General features: G+C 53.2%; 22 protein-coding genes. 12 read left to right on the top strand and 10 right to left on the bottom strand.

Translation table 11 applies throughout. The annotated features are described in order from the left end of the window. The first annotated feature begins 198 nt into the window (after positions 1-198). Complete coding sequence (locus K3T82_RS28190) at positions 199-1,269, top strand: FAD-dependent oxidoreductase (RefSeq protein ID WP_220196863.1); 1,071 nt, start codon at positions 199-201, stop codon at positions 1,267-1,269. A 105-nt stretch (positions 1,270-1,374) separates the two neighbouring features. Here K3T82_RS28190 and K3T82_RS28185 read toward each other — a convergent pair whose 3' ends face one another. The 3 genes from K3T82_RS28185 to K3T82_RS28175 form a co-directional block, all read right to left on the bottom strand. After that, entirely contained in the window at positions 1,375-2,055 is a 681-nt protein-coding gene (locus tag K3T82_RS28185) for a response regulator (protein WP_220196862.1), read from the bottom strand. Between the two features lie 12 nt (positions 2,056-2,067). Beyond that, positions 2,068-2,427 (bottom strand): sensor histidine kinase, encoded by a 360-nt coding sequence (locus tag K3T82_RS28180; protein ID WP_220196861.1) that lies wholly within the window; start codon positions 2,425-2,427, stop codon positions 2,068-2,070. A 133-nt stretch (positions 2,428-2,560) separates the two neighbouring features. Continuing rightward, entirely contained in the window at positions 2,561-2,929 is a 369-nt protein-coding gene (locus tag K3T82_RS28175) for a histidine kinase (protein WP_220196860.1), read from the bottom strand. Between the two features lie 203 nt (positions 2,930-3,132). Here K3T82_RS28175 and K3T82_RS28170 point away from each other — a divergent pair, with 203 nt between their 5' ends. Continuing rightward, a complete protein-coding gene (locus K3T82_RS28170) occupies positions 3,133-3,360 on the top strand; it encodes a hypothetical protein (RefSeq protein ID WP_220196859.1) in 228 nt (75 codons plus the stop codon). A gap of 949 nt (positions 3,361-4,309) precedes the next feature. Further along, complete coding sequence (locus tag K3T82_RS28165) at positions 4,310-4,633, top strand: hypothetical protein (RefSeq protein ID WP_236031618.1); 324 nt, start codon at positions 4,310-4,312, stop codon at positions 4,631-4,633. Between the two features lie 95 nt (positions 4,634-4,728). On the opposite strand, the gene K3T82_RS28160 is transcribed toward K3T82_RS28165, so the two are convergent. Further along, complete coding sequence (locus K3T82_RS28160; protein ID WP_220196858.1) at positions 4,729-4,950, bottom strand: hypothetical protein; 222 nt, start codon at positions 4,948-4,950, stop codon at positions 4,729-4,731. Between the two features lie 324 nt (positions 4,951-5,274). Between K3T82_RS28160 and K3T82_RS28155 the strand changes: the two genes are divergently transcribed. The 3 genes from K3T82_RS28155 to K3T82_RS28145 all read left to right on the top strand — a co-directional run bounded on the left by K3T82_RS28155 (position 5,275) and on the right by K3T82_RS28145 (position 7,363). After that, a complete protein-coding gene (locus K3T82_RS28155) occupies positions 5,275-5,868 on the top strand; it encodes a TetR/AcrR family transcriptional regulator (RefSeq protein ID WP_220196857.1) in 594 nt (197 codons plus the stop codon). A gap of 115 nt (positions 5,869-5,983) precedes the next feature. Beyond that, positions 5,984-6,805, top strand: a complete 822-nt coding sequence (locus tag K3T82_RS28150; protein ID WP_220196856.1) for an alpha/beta fold hydrolase — start codon at positions 5,984-5,986, stop codon at positions 6,803-6,805. Between the two features lie 168 nt (positions 6,806-6,973). Then, positions 6,974-7,363: a COG3415 family protein gene (locus tag K3T82_RS28145; protein WP_220196855.1), complete on the top strand. Its 390-nt coding sequence runs from the start codon at positions 6,974-6,976 to the stop codon at positions 7,361-7,363. On the opposite strand, the gene K3T82_RS28140 is transcribed toward K3T82_RS28145, so the two are convergent. Continuing rightward, positions 7,321-8,733 (bottom strand): MDR family MFS transporter, encoded by a 1,413-nt coding sequence (locus K3T82_RS28140; RefSeq protein ID WP_220196854.1) that lies wholly within the window; start codon positions 8,731-8,733, stop codon positions 7,321-7,323. The genes K3T82_RS28145 and K3T82_RS28140 overlap by 43 nt on opposite strands. Before the next feature lie 459 nt (positions 8,734-9,192). Between K3T82_RS28140 and K3T82_RS28135 the strand changes: the two genes are divergently transcribed. After that, entirely contained in the window at positions 9,193-9,420 is a 228-nt protein-coding gene (locus K3T82_RS28135; protein ID WP_220196853.1) for a hypothetical protein, read from the top strand. A 664-nt stretch (positions 9,421-10,084) separates the two neighbouring features. On the opposite strand, the gene K3T82_RS28130 is transcribed toward K3T82_RS28135, so the two are convergent. After that, positions 10,085-11,053 (bottom strand): aldo/keto reductase, encoded by a 969-nt coding sequence (locus K3T82_RS28130; protein ID WP_220196852.1) that lies wholly within the window; start codon positions 11,051-11,053, stop codon positions 10,085-10,087. Positions 11,054-11,310: 257 nt separating this feature from the next. Between K3T82_RS28130 and K3T82_RS28125 the strand changes: the two genes are divergently transcribed. Then, a complete protein-coding gene (locus tag K3T82_RS28125) occupies positions 11,311-12,267 on the top strand; it encodes an AraC family transcriptional regulator (protein WP_220196851.1) in 957 nt (318 codons plus the stop codon). Between the two features lie 89 nt (positions 12,268-12,356). Here the strand turns inward: K3T82_RS28125 and K3T82_RS28120 are convergent, their stop codons facing one another. Then, the gene (locus tag K3T82_RS28120; RefSeq protein WP_236031617.1) at positions 12,357-12,557 is read right to left on the bottom strand and encodes a nuclear transport factor 2 family protein; all 201 of its coding nucleotides are present in this window, start codon (positions 12,555-12,557) and stop codon (positions 12,357-12,359) included. Between the two features lie 4 nt (positions 12,558-12,561). Further along, positions 12,562-12,996: a MarR family winged helix-turn-helix transcriptional regulator gene (locus K3T82_RS28115; protein ID WP_220196850.1), complete on the bottom strand. Its 435-nt coding sequence runs from the start codon at positions 12,994-12,996 to the stop codon at positions 12,562-12,564. Between the two features lie 567 nt (positions 12,997-13,563). Here K3T82_RS28115 and K3T82_RS28110 point away from each other — a divergent pair. The 3 genes from K3T82_RS28110 (at position 13,564) to K3T82_RS28100 (ending at position 16,536) form a co-directional block, all read left to right on the top strand. Continuing rightward, the gene (locus K3T82_RS28110; RefSeq protein WP_220193725.1) at positions 13,564-15,204 is read left to right on the top strand and encodes an IS1634 family transposase; all 1,641 of its coding nucleotides are present in this window, start codon (positions 13,564-13,566) and stop codon (positions 15,202-15,204) included. 199 nt (positions 15,205-15,403) lie between these two features. Beyond that, complete coding sequence (locus tag K3T82_RS28105; RefSeq protein ID WP_220192431.1) at positions 15,404-15,952, top strand: helix-turn-helix domain-containing protein; 549 nt, start codon at positions 15,404-15,406, stop codon at positions 15,950-15,952. Next, on the top strand, positions 15,949-16,536 hold the full coding sequence (locus K3T82_RS28100) for a transposase (RefSeq protein ID WP_220196849.1): 588 nt from the start codon (positions 15,949-15,951) through the stop codon (positions 16,534-16,536). Before K3T82_RS28105 ends, K3T82_RS28100 begins: the two co-directional genes overlap by 4 nt. 396 nt (positions 16,537-16,932) lie before the next feature. On the opposite strand, the gene K3T82_RS28095 is transcribed toward K3T82_RS28100, so the two are convergent. Together K3T82_RS28095 and K3T82_RS28090 are read right to left on the bottom strand one after the other, a co-directional pair. Beyond that, entirely contained in the window at positions 16,933-17,949 is a 1,017-nt protein-coding gene (locus K3T82_RS28095; protein WP_220196848.1) for a quinone oxidoreductase family protein, read from the bottom strand. 48 nt (positions 17,950-17,997) lie between these two features. Beyond that, on the bottom strand, positions 17,998-18,660 hold the full coding sequence (locus K3T82_RS28090) for an NADPH-dependent F420 reductase (protein ID WP_220196847.1): 663 nt from the start codon (positions 18,658-18,660) through the stop codon (positions 17,998-18,000). A gap of 162 nt (positions 18,661-18,822) precedes the next feature. Here K3T82_RS28090 and K3T82_RS28085 point away from each other — a divergent pair, with 162 nt between their 5' ends. After that, on the top strand, positions 18,823-19,278 hold the full coding sequence (locus K3T82_RS28085) for a winged helix-turn-helix transcriptional regulator (protein WP_220196846.1): 456 nt from the start codon (positions 18,823-18,825) through the stop codon (positions 19,276-19,278). Positions 19,279-19,699: the final 421 nt, after the last annotated feature.

Below are 19,699 nucleotides of genomic sequence, written 5' to 3'. Positions count from 1 at the left end.
TATTTCCAAATAGTTTGTACACGGCCTGATATGTCCGAAGCAGTGAAGCCTTTGTGGCAAAAGCTTCGCTCTGTTCACGATGGTGTTTTTCTGTGGATAACGTTTCCTTGTACATACATATTTTTTTGCCGTTTTTCTCTGATTTTTTAGGACTGTCATGAAGAGAAGTGCATTCTAGAAAAGGAGGGATCCTCTTCCATGTACGATGTGATTGTTGTCGGCGCTCGCTGTGCCGGGGCACCAACCGCCATGTTGTTGGCACGCAAAGGCTACCGGGTGCTGCTCGTCGATAAAGCGACATTCCCCAGCGATACCATGTCCAGTCATTTCATCCTGGCACGGGGAGCGGCTCATCTCAAGCGCTGGGGAATTTTAGAGCGCATCGTTGCGACCGGGTGCCCGGAGATCAGGAGCAGAACCATTGATGTCGGTTCTACCTCGTTCACTGATGCAGTCGAGCCTACAGATGGAGTTGCCGCTTGCTATGCTCCACGACGGATCATACTTGATCAGATCCTTGTCAACGCGGCTGTCGGGGCGGGAGTTGACCTGCGGGAAGGCGTCCATGTGCAAGAATTGCTCTGGGAGGAAGAACAGGTAACTGGAATACGCGGCTTCCAGGTTGGCGGCAAAGAGATCAGCGAGAAGGCGACGCTCGTCATAGGGGCCGATGGAAAGCGTTCGGTGGTGGCACGCCTCGTCCAGGCTCCCACTTACTCGGTTGCACCCACCTTCACCTGTGGCTATTATAGCTACTGGAGCGGTGTTTCACTAGAAGGACAAGAAATCTATGAGCGCGATCGGCGCGCCATCATTGCCTTTCCCACTCATGACAAGAAAGTTGTGGTTGCCGTGCAATGGCCGAGCGCCCAGTTTGATGAAGTTCGGCGCGATATCAAAGGTCACTTTCTGGAGACACTTGAGCAGTATACTCCACATCTTGCCACGCGGCTAGGAGAGGGCGAGCAAGCGGAACGCTTCATTGGAACGGGGGACCTTCCCAACTTTTTCCGTCGTTCCTCTGGGCCAGGCTGGGCATTGGCTGGAGATGCGGGCCATTGCAAAGATCCTATTCTGGCGCATGGGATGAGTGACGCCTTCCGGGATGCTCAACTGCTTGCCGACGCGGTCGAGAATGGGCTCTCCAATACATGTTCTCTGCAAGAGGCGCTGGCCGATTATGAACAACGACGTAATGAGGACGCAGCGCCTCTCTACGCGTTTAACTGCCAGATGGCAAGGCTCGAAGCCCCTTCTCGCGATGGGTAACCGTTTCTGACCACGTCTTTCTCGTCAAAAAAAGTAACAAGAGTTGAACATATATATAAGGAAGAAGACAGGCTTCTTCTTCCAAGTGCTCAGGGAGGGGAGATTTCATCTGGACGGTGAGTTTCTCTTGCCCTTGCCTTCACCCCCCAATCCCATTTCCTTTGCTTGTAAGATAGCCTGCGCGCGATCGGCGACCTGGAGTTTGCTGATAATATTGGAAACATAATTACGCACGCTTTTTGGACTAATCACCAGCCGGTCAGCAATTTCTACGTTTTTGTAGCCCTGGGTCAGCAGCGCGAGAATCTCACGTTCACGGTTACTCAATTGGGGAAAGACCTGCGCGGAGTGACTCGGCTGCAGTACCGCGAAATAGTCAACCAGTTTGGCAGCAATCGCCGCACTGAAGATTGCGTCACCATTGCCAACAGCGCGAATGGCGCGTACCATATCTGCCTGTTTGGCCCCTTTGAGGGGATGGCCGCGTGCCCCAGCCCGCATCGCTGCGAAGACGAGTGCATCGTCCTCGAACATCGTAACGACTAACACACGAACGTGCGGACTACTGCCCACGATCTGGTGTGTCGCCTCCACACCGCTCATGCCGGACATTTGCACATCCATGAGGACAACATCCGGCTGCACCTCTACTACCAGACGCACTGCCTCTTCGCCAGTGTTCGCCTCCCCCACACATTCCATGTCAGGCTGGGCGTCCAGGAGCGCATGCACACCATCACGAAAGAACTGATGATCATCCACAATGAGAACCGTTAAAGCGTCCATATCCTTCATCCTTTACCTGTGCGCACCTGTCCTGGTGCTATTTTCCACCAATGGGAGATGCGCGATAAGCAATGTTCCACTGGGAGAGGCTTTTTTCAACGTGAACGAGCCTCCCAATTCCTCCGCTCGTTCGCGCATCGAGGTAAGTCCGACATCAGCCTGGTGTGTTTCCCCAAGGCCAGTGCCATCATCCTGCACCTCAATCTGAAGGGTCTCAGCCGCCAGGAGACGTACCTGGCATGTGCGTGCGTGGGCACGACGAATGATATTCGTTACGGCTTCCTGCACAATCCGATAGGCTGCGACTTCTACGGCGGCAGGGAGCAGAGGCAGTGAGGAGGGGATTTCCACCATGACTTTGAGTGTCTGCACCTCACCCCGAGCCTGGTTGCATATTCATGAATGGCTCCAGAGAGCCCCAGTTCGTCAAGCGCTGGGGGGCGAAGATTATCAACTAGGCGCCGAATATCTGCGATGACCAGTTCAATTTCTGATTCAAGCTGGTTCAGCAAAGCATCGGTCGTAGCAGGCTCGCGTAGGTAGAGCGTACGCACCAGCCCACTTTTAGCATGACCGCGCTCAGTAGTGGCCCCAGGCCATCGTGCAGGTCGCGCCTCAACCTGCGCCGCTCTTCTTCTCGTGCCGTTACGAGGTGCCCACGTGAGCGCTGCAAATCATGGGTCAGACGTACCGTGTGGATGGCGATCCCGATCTGATGGGCCAGATCATCTAAGAGGCGCACATCAGCGGGTGTGAGCGTATCATCGCCTCCACGAGGCGCGATAAGCAGTGTTTCCACTGAGTCGCTCTGGTACACCAGAGGCAGCCGCAGAGCCTCTCGCGCTGAAAGAGAACCAGCGGAGGCAACGAGCACCAAGCTGCCCCTTCCTTCACTTCAATGGCTGCGTACGAGAGCTTGAGTGCCTCCTTGATCGTCGCTACGATCGTAGGCAGGACGGCATCAGAGTCCAGTGTCGTCTCTAAGCGCCGTCCAAGCCTGGCCAATACCACATACGGCTCATCGCGCAGGCCATAGAGCAGTCGGTTCGCGCTCCGCTGAAGCCAGTTGGGCAGCGGTTGAAACAACACCGCTATCAGGCCAGTGGCGAGAAGCTCGATAAGCAGATTCCCACTGGTACGAAAGAGCGCGCCCAGATAGTCAACCACCAGCACATAGAAGCCAATAACGCACGCGGTCAGCGTTCCATAGGGCGGCTTGCCGATAGGGCCAGGAGGAACCGAGAGACACTACGGCGCAAGACTGGATTGGTGCCCCGAAGAGAATGGCGAAGTGACCATTCTTGACGACTACGGCTCTGATCATCCTACCGTCGAATTCCGGCGGCGAAGATAACAAAGATGGTATAGCCAGCTAATGGAGAGGCTACTATGATCTCTACCTTCTACCATAGCCACGTCGGCAGAGATCATAGTAGCCAGTAATGGAGAGGATACCCTGGCTACTTTATAGAGGTTATGTTGTCGCGATGATTATGGATATCCTAGCCTCTATGGCCCATAGAGATAGGGAATGGGAAAGGGGTTAGCATATCCATAGCTAGGACCGTAGGGTCTAGGATATCCATAGCGCCTATAAAATCTGTAGGGTCTAGGATATCTGTAGGGACTAGCATAACGTGAGGTAGGAAATCCCGATGGGCCATAGGGGCCATGGACGAAGCCAGGAAAGTATGCGCCAGGATATCCAGCGCCAGGATATCTAGCGCCAGGATATCCATAGGGATAGGGGCTGCCTGGCTCCATTACAGCCTTACTTGGCAGTGTAGTAGTTGTACTAGCGGCTGATGCTGAATGTGCAGTACTGGTTAGCAGTAGTAGGGCAAGCGCGCAACTGAATGCAGTAAGGCAAACAATTTTGGTACATCCTGAGGGCTTCATTGAGTTACCTCCTTTTACGTAAATGTCTTAGGTCCTTAAAAATATCTAAGCTAAGCAAAAATAAGCTGAGGGCTTCATGTGATAAAACACTACAAAAAGCGCTTATCCAGGTATATTCTTGTTATAGTACCGGAGGCAAACTCAAGAAGCATTCATAAATACAACAAACAGCCACGGTTGGTAAATCGAAAGGTTCACCCAGTTTTCTGTGTTAGCTGTGTGTGAACTGGGCCGTCTAGTCATATGCGCTCTCTCTGAAGACCCATGAGGCACGCACTGCCGCGCGACATTTGAAGGTCGAAGGCTTCCTGGACAATGCGCAGGCCCTGCAGGAGCAAGACGAAAACGCGCTCCTGTGAGCGGCTTCCCTCCATGCCTGATACGCGCATTATTAGCACAGCCAGATTCTGGCGTCGTTGCTGGCCAGGGATATCAAGGCAGGATCGACACTCGAGGACGAGAAGGAACCCTGGCAAGCCTCAACAATACCCTCCTAGATGACCTGGCGGACATCCAGAAAGGCGACTTCAGGCGGCAGCTGGGCAAGGTCCTTTCCTACCGCGCTGGCACCCAGTTTGACGAAAGTGGCCTGCACCTGGTCAAAGGCGAACCCGATACACGTAGCGGTGCAGTCTATTGGTTCGTCGCTTTTCCAGAACCTGAGGCGACGGGCTTATAGCTATGATTCCTTGTCGCCCTCACACATTATTGTTGGTATAACCAGCCCTTATAGCACCTGCTGTAAGGGTCGGCTATACTACCAGACCGTTTTTATCAGTCTGGTATAAGCTTATCCGGTTCAACTGCATCAAGTTCTGCATAACCACAATTGCTACAAACAAGAGCTTGGATGCTTGAAGTATTTTCCCCTCCAAGCCCAAGTACACCACCTGCATTCTTTTTCGGTTGGTTAAAATACAGCCCCCCATGTAATACTTCTACCGTCGTGCGGTTTTCCTCACATTTTGGGCAAGGGGCTACCTCAATCTCAGACATGAGCACTAAATCCCTTCTCAAAGATGTTCCATTCTTCTTGTGTGTTGTGTATATGTTTTTTCAGCAATAGAACTCCAGGATTTCAGGCCACTCGACGTTTTTGCACATCTAGAACGAGACAGCTTCCCATCGCCTCGGAACCATGTGAAGATTTCCCATATCTGTCCTCTGTCATCACCTCGCACACGCACTCACCACGTTCTTTCTCTCCAATACAGCTTCGTTTCCGGGTTGATCCTCTCCGCTAAATCCTTGACAACCTGGAAGTGAGCACCTATAATTGTGACTGACTAAGTCAGTCACAATTAAGAAGGAGGGAAAGCGATGCCTCGAACAGCAGAAGCGAAGCAACACATTCGTGAAGAGCAACGCGCACATATCTTGGAGGCTGCCAAACGTATCTTTGCGCGGAAAGGTCTGGCGGCAACTGTAGATGATGTCGCCATTGAGGCCGGGGTTAGTCATGGATTGGCCTATCGGTACTTTGCCAACAAGGAAGCGATTTTTTCTGCGCTCGTCAAGCAGGCTCTGCAAGCTCCCTCTGCGGATCAGCAACGCGTTTGGGACATGCCGGGGACGCCAGGGGAACGTTTGAAATGGCTGCTTTCAGCGTTTGTAGAGAGCCGACGACACCCCGAAGCTTTCCTGCTTTTGGGTCAAGTCCTTAGTTCTCAGACGGCACCAGACGAACTACGCGAGTTGGTACGCAAGCAGAGCCAGGATTTACAAAGCACGTTAAGGCAACTGATCGTCGAGGGCCAGGAGACATTCGAGGTAGTGGCAGGTGATCCCGATCAACTCGTGAGAGCTATTTTCGCCTGCGTTGACGGCTTAACCAGATGGGCAGTGTATGATCCTGAACACTATCAGGAACATTTTCCTGATGCGAATATTTTTTTGCGTCTGCTTCAACCATAACGTGCCTCGGTGTCTCTTGTTTTTCGTCTTCCACGATGCGCGGAGCGCGTTGGAGAAACACAGAGAGCGATGGAGCATGTTCTGTTGAGACAGAGAAACGAAGTGAGGAAGTGAAATGAGTTCAACGAAAAGCGGCACCTTGCGTGTGCCTGGTGCACATCTCGCCTACGAGGTACGCGGCTCTGGCCCCGTCCTGCTTCTGATCCATGGTGGAGGTGGTGATGCCCGCGCCTTCAACGGCATCGCCAAGTATCTCGAAAGAGAATACACCGTGGTGACCTACGACCGCCGGGGCCTCTCCCGTAGCACACTCGACAATCCAGAGGAAGAACAGCAGGTGGAGATGCATAGTGACGATGTTCACCACCTGCTGGTTGCGGTCACATCCGAACCGGCGTATGTGTTTGGGAGCAGCGGCGGTGCGGTCGTCGGGCTCGACCTGGTCGCACGCTATCCCGAACAAGTGCGGGCGCTGATCGCGCACGAGCCTCCATCTCATCTGATGTCTGGGCTAGAAGAGCGCCACGATACCATCCGAGAAATCGCTCGCCGTGAGGGTGCGACTTCGGCGATGCAGCAATTCATGGCACAGATCGGGGTGACCTACGATGACCGGGAGCCAGATGCCGACCTCCCAGAACAAGGAGAGCGACCCCTTGAGAACACCTTGTTCTTACTGAAGCGGGAATTTGCCATGTACGACCGCTACCAGTTCGATTTCACCGCACTCAGATCCGCTTTGATCCAAACTCGGATCTTGATTGCTGCTGGAGAGAGCGGACGAGCGTATGTCGGATACCAGAATGCAGTCGTAATGGCGGACCAGCTTGGAACGACCGTTGTGGAGTTTCCCGGGCACCATGTGGGCTACGTCAGTCATCCGAGGGCCTTCGCCGCGAGATTGCAAGAGGTGCTTGGCCAGACACCCCTCCTGTAAGGCACGAGGATGACCGCGTGCTGAGACATCACGCAGACACGCTGTCACCCTCACAGTAGCTCTGGTCATAGACAGTAGCGCATATTGTGTCGTTGATGCAGCAGAACCCCCACGAGGTCACGCAGCGCACCGGAGGCGTGGATGGCGAACAGTGAAAGGGAAAATCGTATGGAAGAGCAGGAAGCAAGAGACAAGGAACACGATCAAGCAGCAAAAACGCATTTGGTCATGCTCATGCAAGTGGGATATCCCTGGCACAAGGCAGCGGCAGGACTTCACATGAGTAGATTGACGGCGTATCGTTTGGTGCAAGCGGTACAGACACGAGGAGAAGTCGCCTTCCAGGATCGGAGACATGGGCATCCAACAAAACTGCGAGAAGCCGTGCTCCAATGGTTGCTGGCTTTCTGCTGCGCCAATCAAGAGCCGCAGAGCCATGAGGTGCAAGTGGCTCTGCAAGAACAGTTTGGCATCCATGTCAGCATTGGGCACCTCAATCTAGATCTCCTGAATGGTTACTTTATATTTTTGGGTGATGGGAGTGAATTGAGTGAATGAGTGAATTCACCGCGTGCGTGCGTATGTGCCTGCGCGTGTTGGGGCTCATCAATATGCAATGGTAGACCCTTCACGAGAATGGTAGACTTTTCGGAAGATGGTAGACTCTTGGGGAAGGGCAGTGCGTGATTGTTATTGTTAACTGGCAACACGGCGCGGCTTTTATAGCGATGATGTAAACGTCCTACCGCAAAGTAGCCTGTTGCGACCAGCAGCCCAATCACAAAGCAGATTTGCCAGAGGAAGGCAGCATTGAATTGCTGCATGACAAAGCCACCTAGCCCGGGCGCGACCACTACCGCTACGGCGCGTATCGTCTGGAATATGCCCTGGTACGTGCCACGTAGGTGTGCTGGCGATATATCCGCGATGATGGCGACCGAGGTGGGGAAGTATGGTATCTCGCCAAGGGTCCAGATGGCGACGCCCAGCAAAAAGCCTTGATAGGTATGTAGCATGCTAAAGAGGCCCATACCAATTCCCAGTAACAGCGCCGCAATACTCAGCGAGGTGTTGGGAAAAAAACGGTTGCAGAGCGCAGTCACAGGTAAGCTGATCAGGACGACCTCCACGGCACTGATTCCCATGATGGAGCCATATGCGAATGGACTCAGTGTGTGTGCCTGCATATCCAGCGGTATCGCAGTCATGGATTGCATATACACACAATCGAAGAGGAAGGCCAGGAGTGCGTAACTCCATAGCCAGGGATCGCTCAGAGCGATGCTGAGATGCTGTCGATTGTCTACATGCTCTTTGGTGGCGGCCTTGCGTGGCTGATGCGTCTCAGGTAGCCCAAACCAGATCAGGAGGCTAAAGCAAAAGGTTGTTAGCGCATCCCCCAGGAAGAGTAGCAGATATGAGATTGGGGCCAGTAGGCCCGCCAGGACCGGGCCTATCGCTGACCCGATATTGTTTGTCCAATAACGCAGGCTATAGGCTTGAGGAAGCTTCTGAGTGGGCGTTGTATCGGCGACCGCCGCCGATATCGCTGGCGCAGCAAGGTCGGCGAAAAACGTATATAGCAAAGCTAGTCCAGTGATAAGTACAATGTGTGACGCAAATCCCAGAGCCAGTAGAATACCCGCACCTATGAGCAGGCTTATCAGGATGGTTGGTCTGCGTCCAATAATGTCTGAGAGCACACCACCACATATGCCCGAGGCCAGCGATCCCAGGCCCATAATCGAGATGACCAGTGTTGCTTCGCTGATCGTGAAATGCAGGGATGATGTGAGGTATATAGCGAAGAAAGGCGCAACAAAGCGGCCTGCTCGATTGATAAATGATCCTGCGGCAAGAAGCCAGAAGGGGCGTGAGAAACGATAATTTTCCAATATATCTGTAAAGCGCTTTGTGAGCGGCTGCATAGCGAAATCCTTTCGTCGATAAAGCGTCTCTTATAGATTGTAGTGCGAAGCAGCCAGCCTGGTGCAAGATTATAGATGGGCAGAAAGCAGGCCATTGAGCTTGACCACGTTCCGCTTGCCATGGACCCACTTTGGTTCAATGGGATTGAGCCAGGGGGATCATTTGCGTTTGTTTTCTGATGACTCGCACTTGTTATACTGGTGGTCTGAGTGAATTGGTTGTCATCTCTCAACTTGCACGCGAGTTGGCAGATGACCGGGTTCTGGTTCATCCCCGTACGCAGTTCCTTCGTGTGTCTTGATCGTTGAGACATCGCGGAGGAGACAGGAGGAACCATAAGATGAGTTGGCCGCTTGTCTCGTTCAGATGAACCTCCTTCAGCAACAGAGAAGGATTGGCCAAACCGATTGCTCGTGTTTTGTTCCATCCAACCGATCCCAAGAAGGGAGGGAAGTGCGATGTGTACTTCCCAAACACTCCTCGCTGAGGCGCTGCCCGAGGAGGAGGTGAAGAAGAAGTTCGGCGGCATCATCGCCGAGCTGATCGGCGAAACTGGGTACATGGGCACCAGCCCTTCGCCGGCCATGTACTGCGGTGCGTGCGGCATCGGCGCCCACAGCGGCTGCGGTAGCAAGCGGCCCAATGGGAAGGGCGGCACCAGGTGCTGCTGTGGCGAGAAGGAATGATCCAAGGAGTAGCAGCGATGACGCTCTGCCCATGATCCTCTGAATCAGCGGGCTTCGCTGCCCATCACGGAATGGGCACAACATCGAGCAAGACGAACGCGGGTGGAGTCGCGACGTGTGCACGCCAACCTGGCGCGTGCATGGCACGGTTCGCCCGCGTTCCGCTGGTATCTAGGAAATTATGACGCGCGCCAGAACTGCCATTTCTTCTTGCATTCCACCTGATCCGATGTGTCACATTTCGTGCAACAAAATGTTATGTTATTTTCAACACAAAAGCTTGTGTTAAAGAGAGTACTACCAATACCCCGGTAGTTACTCTCTTTTTGTGGGGAGGGCTATAGTGAGAAAAGAGATAGTTCATGTTGTATATGGAAGGCCCTTGGAATCAAAACCAGGGGCCTTCTTTTTGTTTGATTTGCAAGGATGAGTATACTGAAAGTAGAATCCCGCATGTTAGCATTTTCGAGATTCATTTTACGTATGAGAAGAAGCCTGTTTCCCCTCCTGGTTACAGGCTTCTTCTTTTTATCCCTCTAGTGCCGGGCCTATTTATGACGGTTTCCTTTTATTCGGCCTGGTCATGTTCAAAGCTTTCCTGTTCCATCCAGTCAACGGTCAGACCAGCAAATGGTTCCTGATCACTAAAAACGCGGCCCGGATGCTAGGGGATGGAAGGTGCTTCGAGCCGTCGTATTTCTTCGTCACTCAGTTTGAGTTCAACAGCCGCGACAGCGTCCGTCAGATGCTGTGGTTTGGTCGCACCAACAATAGGCGCAGTCACCGCCTCCTTCTGCAGCAGCCATGCCAGAGCGATTTGCGCCATGGGAACCTGGCGTTCTTGGGCAATAGTTCTCACGGTCTCGACGATCTGCTGGTTGGCTTCCTCCGTCTTGGAGTAGATGGGGTTCGTAAACTGGTCGGTCGCACTGCGTTTGGTTGGTGCATTCCACTCGTGAGTTAATAGGCCTCGCGCCAGCGGACTCCACGGGATCACCCCAATCCCCTGGTCGAGACAGAACGGCACCATTTCCCGTTCTTCTTCGCGCATGAGCAAGTTGTAATGGTCTTGCATCGAGACAAAGCGGGTCCAGCCATGCAAATCAGCCACATACTGCGCTTGAACAAACTGCCAGGCGTGCATACTGCTTGCTCCGATGTAGCGCACTTTGCCGCTCTTCACCAGATCGTGCAAGGCTTCCAGCGTTTCTTCTATCGGGGTGTTGGGATCGTAGCGATGAATCTGATACAGGTCGATGTAGTCCGTCTTGAGTCGCTTTAAACTCTGCTCGACTTGCGCAAAGAGAGCGCCCCGAGAGAGTCCAGCATCTTTGGGACCAGACCCCATCGGAAAAAAGACTTTGGTCGCAAGAATTACGTCGTCGCGCCTGGTCAGTTCAAAGAGGACTTGGCCGACAATCTCCTCACTGACACCGAGCGAATATGAGTTAGCCGTATCAAACGTCGTAATCCCCGCTTCCAGAGCTTGCTGAAGAATGGGCCGAGCCTCGTCGATCCCGATCGCCCATTTAAGCGCGTTATACGTGTCAAGTGAGGGGTCACCAAAACCCATACAGCCCAAAATGATCCGTGAAACTTTCAACCCTGATTTGCCTAACTGTTTGTACTCCATATCTCTCTCCTTTGGATAGTTGGTTAGCCAGCATAGAACGCCAGATATGGAAGAACCTCTTTCAGTTCCATCTCTCTCAGTCCTTCTCCTTTGCTCTTCGGAGGCTCGCCCGAGAGCTGTTCGAGGTTGCTACCTGCTCCCCTGGTGGTCATTATAGACGCACCTTCATACCGAGTGATAGAATGATTCTCGCCAATGATTGTCTGATTCTGCACGTCTTCCAGACCTGCCAGCGATAAACCAGAGGAGAGGTTCCGATGAGTGTCATGATCCACAAGCCTGCAGAACGCGAAGCGAAGAGGCTCGCAGCCAATCGCGAAGAACTGAGTGAGCGAATTGGGCAGGCCATCAGTTTCGATGGAACCTACCAGCCGCTCCAGGGACTGCATCTGTCCCGCTCCTCCACCCCTTTCAAGCAGCATCACAGTGTCCTTGAGCCATCCTTGTGTGTCACTGTTCAGGGAAGCAAAGAGGTGCTTTTCGGTGAGAGCCGCTACCAGTACGATCCCATGCATTACCTGCTTATCACCGTCGAAATGCCTGATATCGCTCAGGTCTTGGAAGCCTCGAAGGAGCGGCCCTACCTCGGTCTTCGCCTGGAACTGGACCCCACCCTTGTCAGTGCAGTGATGCTTGAGGCGAGTTACACGTTGCCTCCCGGCACTGCTCATATGAGGGCCATTGACGTCAGCCTGTTTGATGTCCATCTGCTGGATGCCATCGTTCGGCTTGCCAGGCTCTTGGATACCCCTGACGAAGCGCCGATTCTTCAGCCACTGATCACACGGGAAATTATGTATCGGCTTCTAAAGGGAGGACAGGGCGGCAGACTCCGGCACCTGGCGATTCAGGATGGCTATACCTCCCATATCAGCCAAGCAGTTGCGCGACTCCGTCAAAACTTCGACCAGCCACTGCGCGTTGAGACTCTCGCGCACGAACTGGGTATGAGCATCTCAGCATTCCACCACCACTTCAAAGCCGTCACAACGCTGAGCCCTCTGCAATTCCAGAAGCAGTTGCGACTCCAGGAGGCACGACGTCTGATGCTCTCGGAAGACCTCGATGCTCAAGTAGCGGCCTATCGCGTGGGCTATCAGGATGCCTCCCACTTCAATCGTGAGTACAAAGGCCTCTTCGGTGCTCCCCCGATGCGCGACGTGCAACGGTTGCGGGAAGTTCGGCACGGCTTCGGAGAACGAACCAGAAGATAGGTTGGGCTGGACAGGGGGAAGGGCTTCTCGCCTGGGTTTTGGCAGTATGTGCTCACTCCTCTCCATGTATCGCCTATCTGCGGGATAGGTTATGCATCGGGTCTGCGCAATGTTCCAGCTCCCCAGATTTCGGCTACGCGTCCGTTTTCGATGCGAAAAATCTCCAGAATAAGAGGGAGAGGCTCTCCCGGAGGCGTGGGAACGCCGTGAACGGTGACTCGTAGCGCGACTTTGTTGCCTTCCGCTGAATGATGCTTGTCTTTTTGATCGATTGCTTGTGTACTGCCCATGCACTTATGGTTGCTCACCCTGAAGCGTGCGTATGTTGGCACGTACGTGTTGGAGAACGCGTCGCGCCGTCTCTTGCTCTTCTTTGGGGATATTAGCAAGGAGCTGTGTCTGAAAGAGGCGGTGTGACGCGCTCAGGGCAGCAACGGTTTGCTGACCAGAACCCGTCAAAGAGACGAGCGTGTAGCGATTATCCTGGGGATCGAGGCGACGGCTGAGTACTCCTTCGGACTCAAATTGCTTGACCAGACGAGTAATCGTGGCTCCATCAATGGCTAAGTGGTGCTGTAAAGCAGCATGGCTCATCTCGCCGAGCTCGGACAACAGGATCAGCAGTTGCCGTCGGAGCTGACTCATGCCAACATGACGATCAAAGGCGTGTCTGGATTCAGAACAGACAGCCGCCAATTGTTGAAAGAAGGTATCCTCAAGAACAGCCATTTGTCACTGTGCCTCCGAGTTCTCTGTCATGTTCGCGCTTTGGGAGTAGGTGGTACCTTTTTTATTGATAATATCAATTATTGATATTATCAATAACATGAATCCTGGTCTTTTTGATCCCGGAGACACGCGTATGTGTGAGAACATGCTAGCCTTGATAAGGCTCCGTTGATCATAGGTGTACTGCTTCCACTTGCTTTCCTCGGAAAATCTGCATCGTTGGTTTGGAAGGCAAGAAAATTCTTTCTCTCAGGCAATGTGCTTCAGACGATTTCAGCAAGCACTACCCATAAGTTACTTTAGCAATTCCCATTCTTGAGGCGTTAGCCTGCACTCTGTTTGGTGTCGGGGGCAGAGAGAGTATCGTTTTTCACGATGATGAATAAATCTGCTGCGATGTATTTTTATGTGTTGCATTAGCGGGAAAATTTGGATTAAACATGTATATTATTGTTTTTGTGCGAAATATTAGGTTTGTTGTATTATATCCCACATTCCGCAGGGTAATTGACAGGAAAACTGAAATTGGATAAGGTAATCTCAGAACGCGCAAGGAGTAGAAAAAGCATGCAACGAGCTGAGGATTACCAGAACGAACGTTTGGACCATTTGGGCATTGTGGCGGGCGTGTGCCAGGAATTGGGCTTGGCGCAGTGGTTGGATGCCTTGGAACCCAACCAACAGCGCGCAGTGAGTTACGGGACCTCCACTGTCGCCATGATTCTCAATGGATTGGGCTTTGCCAATCGTCAGCTCTATCTGGTGCCACAATTCTTCGAAAATAAACCGGTCGCGCACCTCTTGGGAGCCGGCATCAGCGCGGACATGCTCAATGATGATTGCCTGGGACGTACCCTTGATTGGCTCTATGAGCACGATGTGACCACGGTGTTCGCTGGCATTGCCCATCAGGCCCGGCAACGTTTTGGGATAACAGCCCAGCACGTGCATGTGGATACGACCTCGTTTTCGGTGAATGGAGCCTATGAAACCGAGCAGGAACATGAGCACGTCATTGCAGTCACCTATGGCTACTCGCGCGATCATCGCGAAGATCTCAAACAGTGGATGCTGGCTCTGGCGACCACCCATCAAGGGGATATTCCGCTCTTTTTGCAGCCGCTTTCGGGCAACCGCAGCGATAAAGAGAGCCTGATCAAGGTGATTGCCGACCTGCATGCCCAATTGCAAGAGACAGAACCCGAGGAAAACCCGCTCTACGTGGCCGATAGTGGCCTCTACAGTGCAGAGAACATGCGCCAGCTCAATCAAACTGGGGTACGGTGGGTCAGTCGCGTCCCCGAAACGAGCAAAGAAGCCAAAGCCGCCGTGATGCAAGACGAGGAGGCGTGGCAACCCAGTGCCGATGGAATTCGTCACCTGGTCGTGCAGCACATGGATCTGCCTCAGGGGCCTGAGCGGTGGATCATCGTTCGCAGTGATGCTGGGATCAAGCGAGCGTTGCAGACGGCGCGCAAGCAGGCCGACAAGCAACTGGAAATGTGGAGCAAGAAGGTGTGGCATGTGAGCACGAAGGCATTTGCCTGCCGAGAGGATGCGCAACAGGCCTGGGAACAAAGTCTCAAAGGGCTGCCGCAGTGGCTGGATGCCTCGATGGAACTGAAGAGCCAGGCGGTTTTTGAAGGACGAGGCCGTCCTGCACGCAATGCGCAGCCAAGCGGGGTGCGTTGGAGTGTCACGCCCCAGGTTCTCCTCAACGAAAGCAAACTGTTGGCCTTCGCCCAGCGCAAAGCCTGCTTTGTCATTGCCAGCAATGTGGTGGATGAAGCCGAGATATCCAACGATGCGTTGATCAACCTGTATCTGGAACAGGGAAGCGTCGAACGGGGCTTCCGGTTCCTGAAAGATCCCTTGTTCCTGGCGTCCTCGGTTTTTGTGAAAAAGCCAGAACGCATCGTGGCCCTGAGCTTGATCATGGTGCTTGCCTTGTTGGTGTACCGTCTGGCGGAACATCGCTTGCGTGAGCAATTAGAGGCAACTGGGCAAACTATCCCCAATCAAGTCAACAAGCCCACGGCTCGACCGACGATGCGCTGGGTCTTCCAATGCTTTGAAGGCGTTGAATTGTTGCACATCCGCACCGCAGCCACCACGCAATCGCTTGTCCTCCGCTTGCAACCATTGCATCATCAGATCCTTTCTTTATTGGGGCCTGCCTCTCAACAATTCTATTTTTTTTCAGATTAAAACTGCGGAATGTGGGTTATATTCTGTAAATGGCATATAATAGGTGTTAGGCATATTGTTGGGTTAATATGCATGACTGCTTTTTAGTAGGTGAATGCTTTGAGAAAGCATTCAAGAGGAATACATAGAAGCGAGTGGGCTAAATGGTGCATCCACCAAGTAATGGTAAAATAGGAACATCTCAAAAGTGAGGTGTTCCATGCCAAAGATTTTACAAGTACGAGCGATGACTGACGAAGAAAGCAAGATGATAGAGCATTTGAGCCGTTCTAGAACAGCGCCAGCAAGGCAGGTAGAAAGAGCCAAGATAGTGCAATGGGCGAGCGAACAACAGCGTGTTCCCCAGATCGCAACCCGGTTAGGAGTCGCGGAGAATACCGTGCGCAACTGGCTCCATCGCTTTAACGAGGCAGGATTACCTGGACTCTTTGATGAGGACCGAACCGGGCGACCGCCAACATATAGTCCCCAGGAGGTCTCAGTCGTGGTGGCGACCGCTCTTACCAAGCCCGATGACCTCGGTTTGCCCTTTGGGCACTGGACCCTAGATCGGCTTGAGGTGTACCTCAATGAGGAAAAAGGGATCGCCATCAAGCGCAGCCGGATCAACGAAATCTTGCAGGCGGAAGGGCTGCGATGGCGCAAAGATGAGCATTGGTTTGGCGAACGGGTTGATCCCGACTTCGCCAAAAAAAGGGGGTCATCACCACCCTCTACACGGTTCCACCAAAGAGGAGCACCGTCGTGAATCTCGATGAAATGGGCCCTGAGTCGGCGAAAAGTTTTCTGGGGAAGAAACTGGTTCATGCTCAGCCCGCTCCAGAGAAGGGCAAGCCCGCCGAGCGGGCCAGCCAGGAGATCGACTATGGACGCCGGGCCAAGGGGTATATCTTTGGTGCCTTTCAACCTGCCACTGGCGAGGCGTTGACGAGGCCCTACGACCGGCGAACGACGGAAAACTGGATCGATTTTCTCAACCAGGTTGAGCAGTGGGTTCCCCAAAGCATCGAACGCATCTACGCGATCTTGGATAATCTGGCAATGCATCGGGCAACCGATGTCCTGCTGTTTGCTTTGCAGTATCCGCGTTGGGAATTCGTCTTCCAGCCGATCTATGCCGCTTACTTGAACCTGATTGAGCCCTGGTGGAAAACGCTGCGTTCCCTGGCGCTCAAAGGGCGGCGCTTCGAGACCTGGGAACAGGTCTGCGATGCTATTGATCGAGCGACAGTTTACTGGAACGCTCATCGTCATCCTTTCGTTTGGGGGCGAAGGCGGCGTCATCGCCATCGTCGTTCATCTGGGATTGCCATCCCGGCCAATGTCCGTTAATTTGGTGGATGCACCACTAAAAGTATCATGGAAAGTGAGCGTGAGGATGGCTAACTACTGTGGACATGTGGGGTTCTGGCGTAATCTGGATGGTTACCGAAGAACGCGTCATGCTACGAGAGTATCCTCCTTGTGTCAATTTAGGCAATCTGTGAGATATATGTGTGATTGGTTTGCTCCCAAGGCGTGCTAGAAACCTCGCACGTACCGTGAACATCTCTCCTTCTGAGAAAAAGAGATCCCTGCGAAGGGAATCTAGCAGGGATCTCTCGGCTTCCCATGCTCTCTTGTCGAATCTGTGCGTTTCCTTGAGGAGTTCCAATCGCCACAGGTTGCGAGAGGCAGTTCAAGAAGAAGAGTGAGATCGCCTCCTCTCGGTACAGAGGCCGACAGAAGTCAGCCACCTTCGCTTGTTTGCTCTCTTACCTGCAACAGCAATTTGCCGACATGGGAGCGGGCTTCGATGCGTCGATGCGCCTCCGCAGCTTGCGAGAGTGGGAGTGTCTCGGAAATGGCCAGTTTGAGAGCGCCCTCAGCCATGAGCTGAAGGGTTTGCCTGGCCATTGTGGTGAGGAGATGCGGTGTGGTCTGACTCAGCGTGGTGATGCTGTAGCCAACCACCGCCTTGTTCGAGCGCCACAGTTCGTTGGGGGAAATCAGCTTCTCGGGATTTCCGCTGGCATCCCCAAAGACCACGAGACGACCAAGGGGAGCAAGCACGCTCAGACTTTGACTGCGTGTCGGCTCTCCGCGTGCATCGAGCACGATGTCGATTCCCTTGCCATCCGTCGCTTCTATCACGGCCTGCTCGAACCCATTGACCGGGAAGATCTGGTCGTATCCAAATGAGCACGCAGAGGCGGCATGCTTTTCGTTGCCGATGGTGCCTAGCACGAGCTGCGCTCCCAAGGCGCGCGCAATTTGCCCTGCTGCCATGCCTACCCCACCTGAAGCCGAATGAATCAATATGCTCTCTCCCTCACGCATCCTGGCCGAATGTTGGAGCATCCCATAGGCCGTGAGGGCTACGGTCGGGAAGACAGCGGCTTGTTGCAGATCGATCTTGCTTGCGAACGTATCCAGGGGAAAGGTAAGGGCGGCCTGTGCGAGCACAAACTCCGCGTAGCCACCGCCGACGGTGAGGGCTGAAACGTCCTGCCCAACACGAAATCCTTCCACCCCCTCCCCCAATGCTCGAATCGTCCCGGCAACCTCATAGCCAGGAATAAAGGGCAAGGCTGGGCGATGACGTCCCTGGCGAGACCACAGATCAGTATTGTTCACCCCTGCATAGGCAACCTGGATCAAAATCTGTCCCGATCCCGGCTCCCCAATGGGCATATCGCGAGTTTCAAGCACCTCTGGCCCGCCGAAGCGAGGTACCACTACAGCTTTCATCAATGTCTCTGCCATTTTCTTTCTCTTTCTTTGCCAGGCTTTTCAGCGAACTGCTGTTCAGAACTAACGGGTCAGCACCTTCAAGGCAACTTGATCGCGTCCCTTGCCCTGGAGAAGTGCAAGCGTCACCCAGAGCCGTAAGACATCGTCTACCACTTCGACCTGATCCACATCACCAAGTCGCACCGGGCACAGACCGACCTCGGTAATGAGTTGCTCAACCACTGTCCGTGCCTCACCTTCAGGACCGCAGTAGAACAAATCCGCCTGCACACCCTGATAGAGTGGATCGGCAAACGGCTCCCACCCGTAGGAGTTAAAGGCCCGGTAGACCTGAGCGTGAGGAGCATGAGCTTGAAGGGTACTCAAACTCGTCAGAGGCTCATGATCAGCCCATTTTTTGGTAGACAACGTTTTCTGAATGTGTGGAAGTTTATTTGCTGCTTCAATGACAATTTTATGATCCAACAGGTGAGCGTGGGTGGTAACAAGTTCCTCGACCACCTCCCCTGGCACGGCAAGCACGGCAATATCACTCATTGCCAGAGCATCTGCTGGGGAGCCGATCAGCACATGCTCTCCTAAATGCGCTCGCAAGCTTTGTGCTCGCTCCGATGACGGATCTTTGACTCCAAAGGCAACGGTATGTCCAGCTCTGGCCCATTTGTGACCCAAAGTACTCCCCACAGGTCCTGCGCCCAGGATAGCAATACGTCGTTCCGGCATAATTCTCTTTTCTTTCTTCTCGCTCTTCTCCATCTGAGGCGATGGAGAAGAGCACCACTCTTTTCTCAAAGCTCTCCCCCATTGGAGAGAGCTGTTACCCTCAATGGTACAAAAAAGACTTTCTTCTTGTAAGGAGGAACAAAAAAGTGCTATAGTCACCCTATGGTAACCAAAAAACAGAGAGTGGAACCCATTCCAACGGATTGCCGAACACGGCGTGGGCTTGAGTTAATCGCTGACCGATGGACATTGCTGGTCATTGTGGCGCTACAGCAGGGCACAAAACGGTTTAGTCAGATCCATGCTCAAATTGAGGGTATCTCCAAGAAGATGTTGATACAGACGTTACGTGCATTGGAACGCGATGGCCTGGTCAAACGCGTGGTGTACCCTGTCGTGCCTCCTCTAGTAGAGTATTCTCTCACCACGCTTGGCCAGACGCTCATCGAACCAATTTGGGCGCTACGGGATTGGTCGGAGAAATACATTGAAGAGGTTGAGCGGATACGTGCTGAGTATGATCAGACAGGGAAGAATTCCCTCCAGGAGGAAATTCTAGCACTGGTTCAAAAACGAGCAAATGGAGCAGATTCCTCGGCAGAACCTGAGAAAGAATAGCAGCGGATAACTCATTTTTCGACGGCTTTTTTCTGAGCTTGGAGGTAAGTGATCTCTTCCTTTTGCATACCGTTTGGCCTGGTCGCGTCTTTCGACGTACGCATCAAGCTCTTGCAAAATTTTGCCATTACAGACACCGAAATGCTATCGCAAGCCATCTACAACTGTAGGACGAGCCAGAAGCCCACTTACCGAATTATTCGCGCATTTCGCTCGACATCATGCCCAACCTGACGCTTCCTTGTCTCGCGCATAGATCTCTTGACGGATTCTCTCGGAAGCGAGACACGGTTTCCGCTCATGTGCCCGCCTCTTATTGTTCAGTTATGGTTCTCGTTGCACAACCCGTGGGAAAGGAAACGTACCTGATTTCCTGTTGGTGGCAGAACGTCGCTTCTTCTGTAAGGTCTAACTCAGACAC

Origin of the sequence: Ktedonospora formicarum (genome assembly GCF_016587355.1) — a bacterium.
In the GTDB taxonomy this organism is placed as follows: Bacteria; Chloroflexota; Ktedonobacteria; order Ktedonobacterales; family Ktedonobacteraceae; genus Ktedonobacter; species Ktedonobacter formicarum.
The sequence above is the reverse complement of the archived record's forward strand: the minus strand, read 5'-3'. Positions and strand labels throughout refer to the sequence as shown.

Coding starts and splice junctions, on each gene's coding strand:
- K3T82_RS28190 (WP_220196863.1), top strand. CDS start 199: ATGTACGATGTGATTGTTGTCGGCGCTCGCTGTGCCGGGGCACCAACC.
- K3T82_RS28185 (WP_220196862.1), bottom strand. CDS start 2,055: ATGGACGCTTTAACGGTTCTCATTGTGGATGATCATCAGTTCTTTCGT.
- K3T82_RS28160 (WP_220196858.1), bottom strand. CDS start 4,950: ATGTCTGAGATTGAGGTAGCCCCTTGCCCAAAATGTGAGGAAAACCGC.
- K3T82_RS28155 (WP_220196857.1), top strand. CDS start 5,275: ATGCCTCGAACAGCAGAAGCGAAGCAACACATTCGTGAAGAGCAACGC.
- K3T82_RS28150 (WP_220196856.1), top strand. CDS start 5,984: ATGAGTTCAACGAAAAGCGGCACCTTGCGTGTGCCTGGTGCACATCTC.
- K3T82_RS28145 (WP_220196855.1), top strand. CDS start 6,974: ATGGAAGAGCAGGAAGCAAGAGACAAGGAACACGATCAAGCAGCAAAA.
- K3T82_RS28140 (WP_220196854.1), bottom strand. CDS start 8,733: ATGCAGCCGCTCACAAAGCGCTTTACAGATATATTGGAAAATTATCGT.
- K3T82_RS28135 (WP_220196853.1), top strand. CDS start 9,193: ATGTGTACTTCCCAAACACTCCTCGCTGAGGCGCTGCCCGAGGAGGAG.
- K3T82_RS28130 (WP_220196852.1), bottom strand. CDS start 11,053: ATGGAGTACAAACAGTTAGGCAAATCAGGGTTGAAAGTTTCACGGATC.
- K3T82_RS28125 (WP_220196851.1), top strand. CDS start 11,311: ATGAGTGTCATGATCCACAAGCCTGCAGAACGCGAAGCGAAGAGGCTC.
- K3T82_RS28120 (WP_236031617.1), bottom strand. CDS start 12,557: ATGGGCAGTACACAAGCAATCGATCAAAAAGACAAGCATCATTCAGCG.
- K3T82_RS28115 (WP_220196850.1), bottom strand. CDS start 12,996: ATGGCTGTTCTTGAGGATACCTTCTTTCAACAATTGGCGGCTGTCTGT.
- K3T82_RS28110 (WP_220193725.1), top strand. CDS start 13,564: ATGCAACGAGCTGAGGATTACCAGAACGAACGTTTGGACCATTTGGGC.
- K3T82_RS28105 (WP_220192431.1), top strand. CDS start 15,404: ATGCCAAAGATTTTACAAGTACGAGCGATGACTGACGAAGAAAGCAAG.
- K3T82_RS28095 (WP_220196848.1), bottom strand. CDS start 17,949: ATGGCAGAGACATTGATGAAAGCTGTAGTGGTACCTCGCTTCGGCGGG.
- K3T82_RS28090 (WP_220196847.1), bottom strand. CDS start 18,660: ATGCCGGAACGACGTATTGCTATCCTGGGCGCAGGACCTGTGGGGAGT.
- K3T82_RS28085 (WP_220196846.1), top strand. CDS start 18,823: ATGGTAACCAAAAAACAGAGAGTGGAACCCATTCCAACGGATTGCCGA.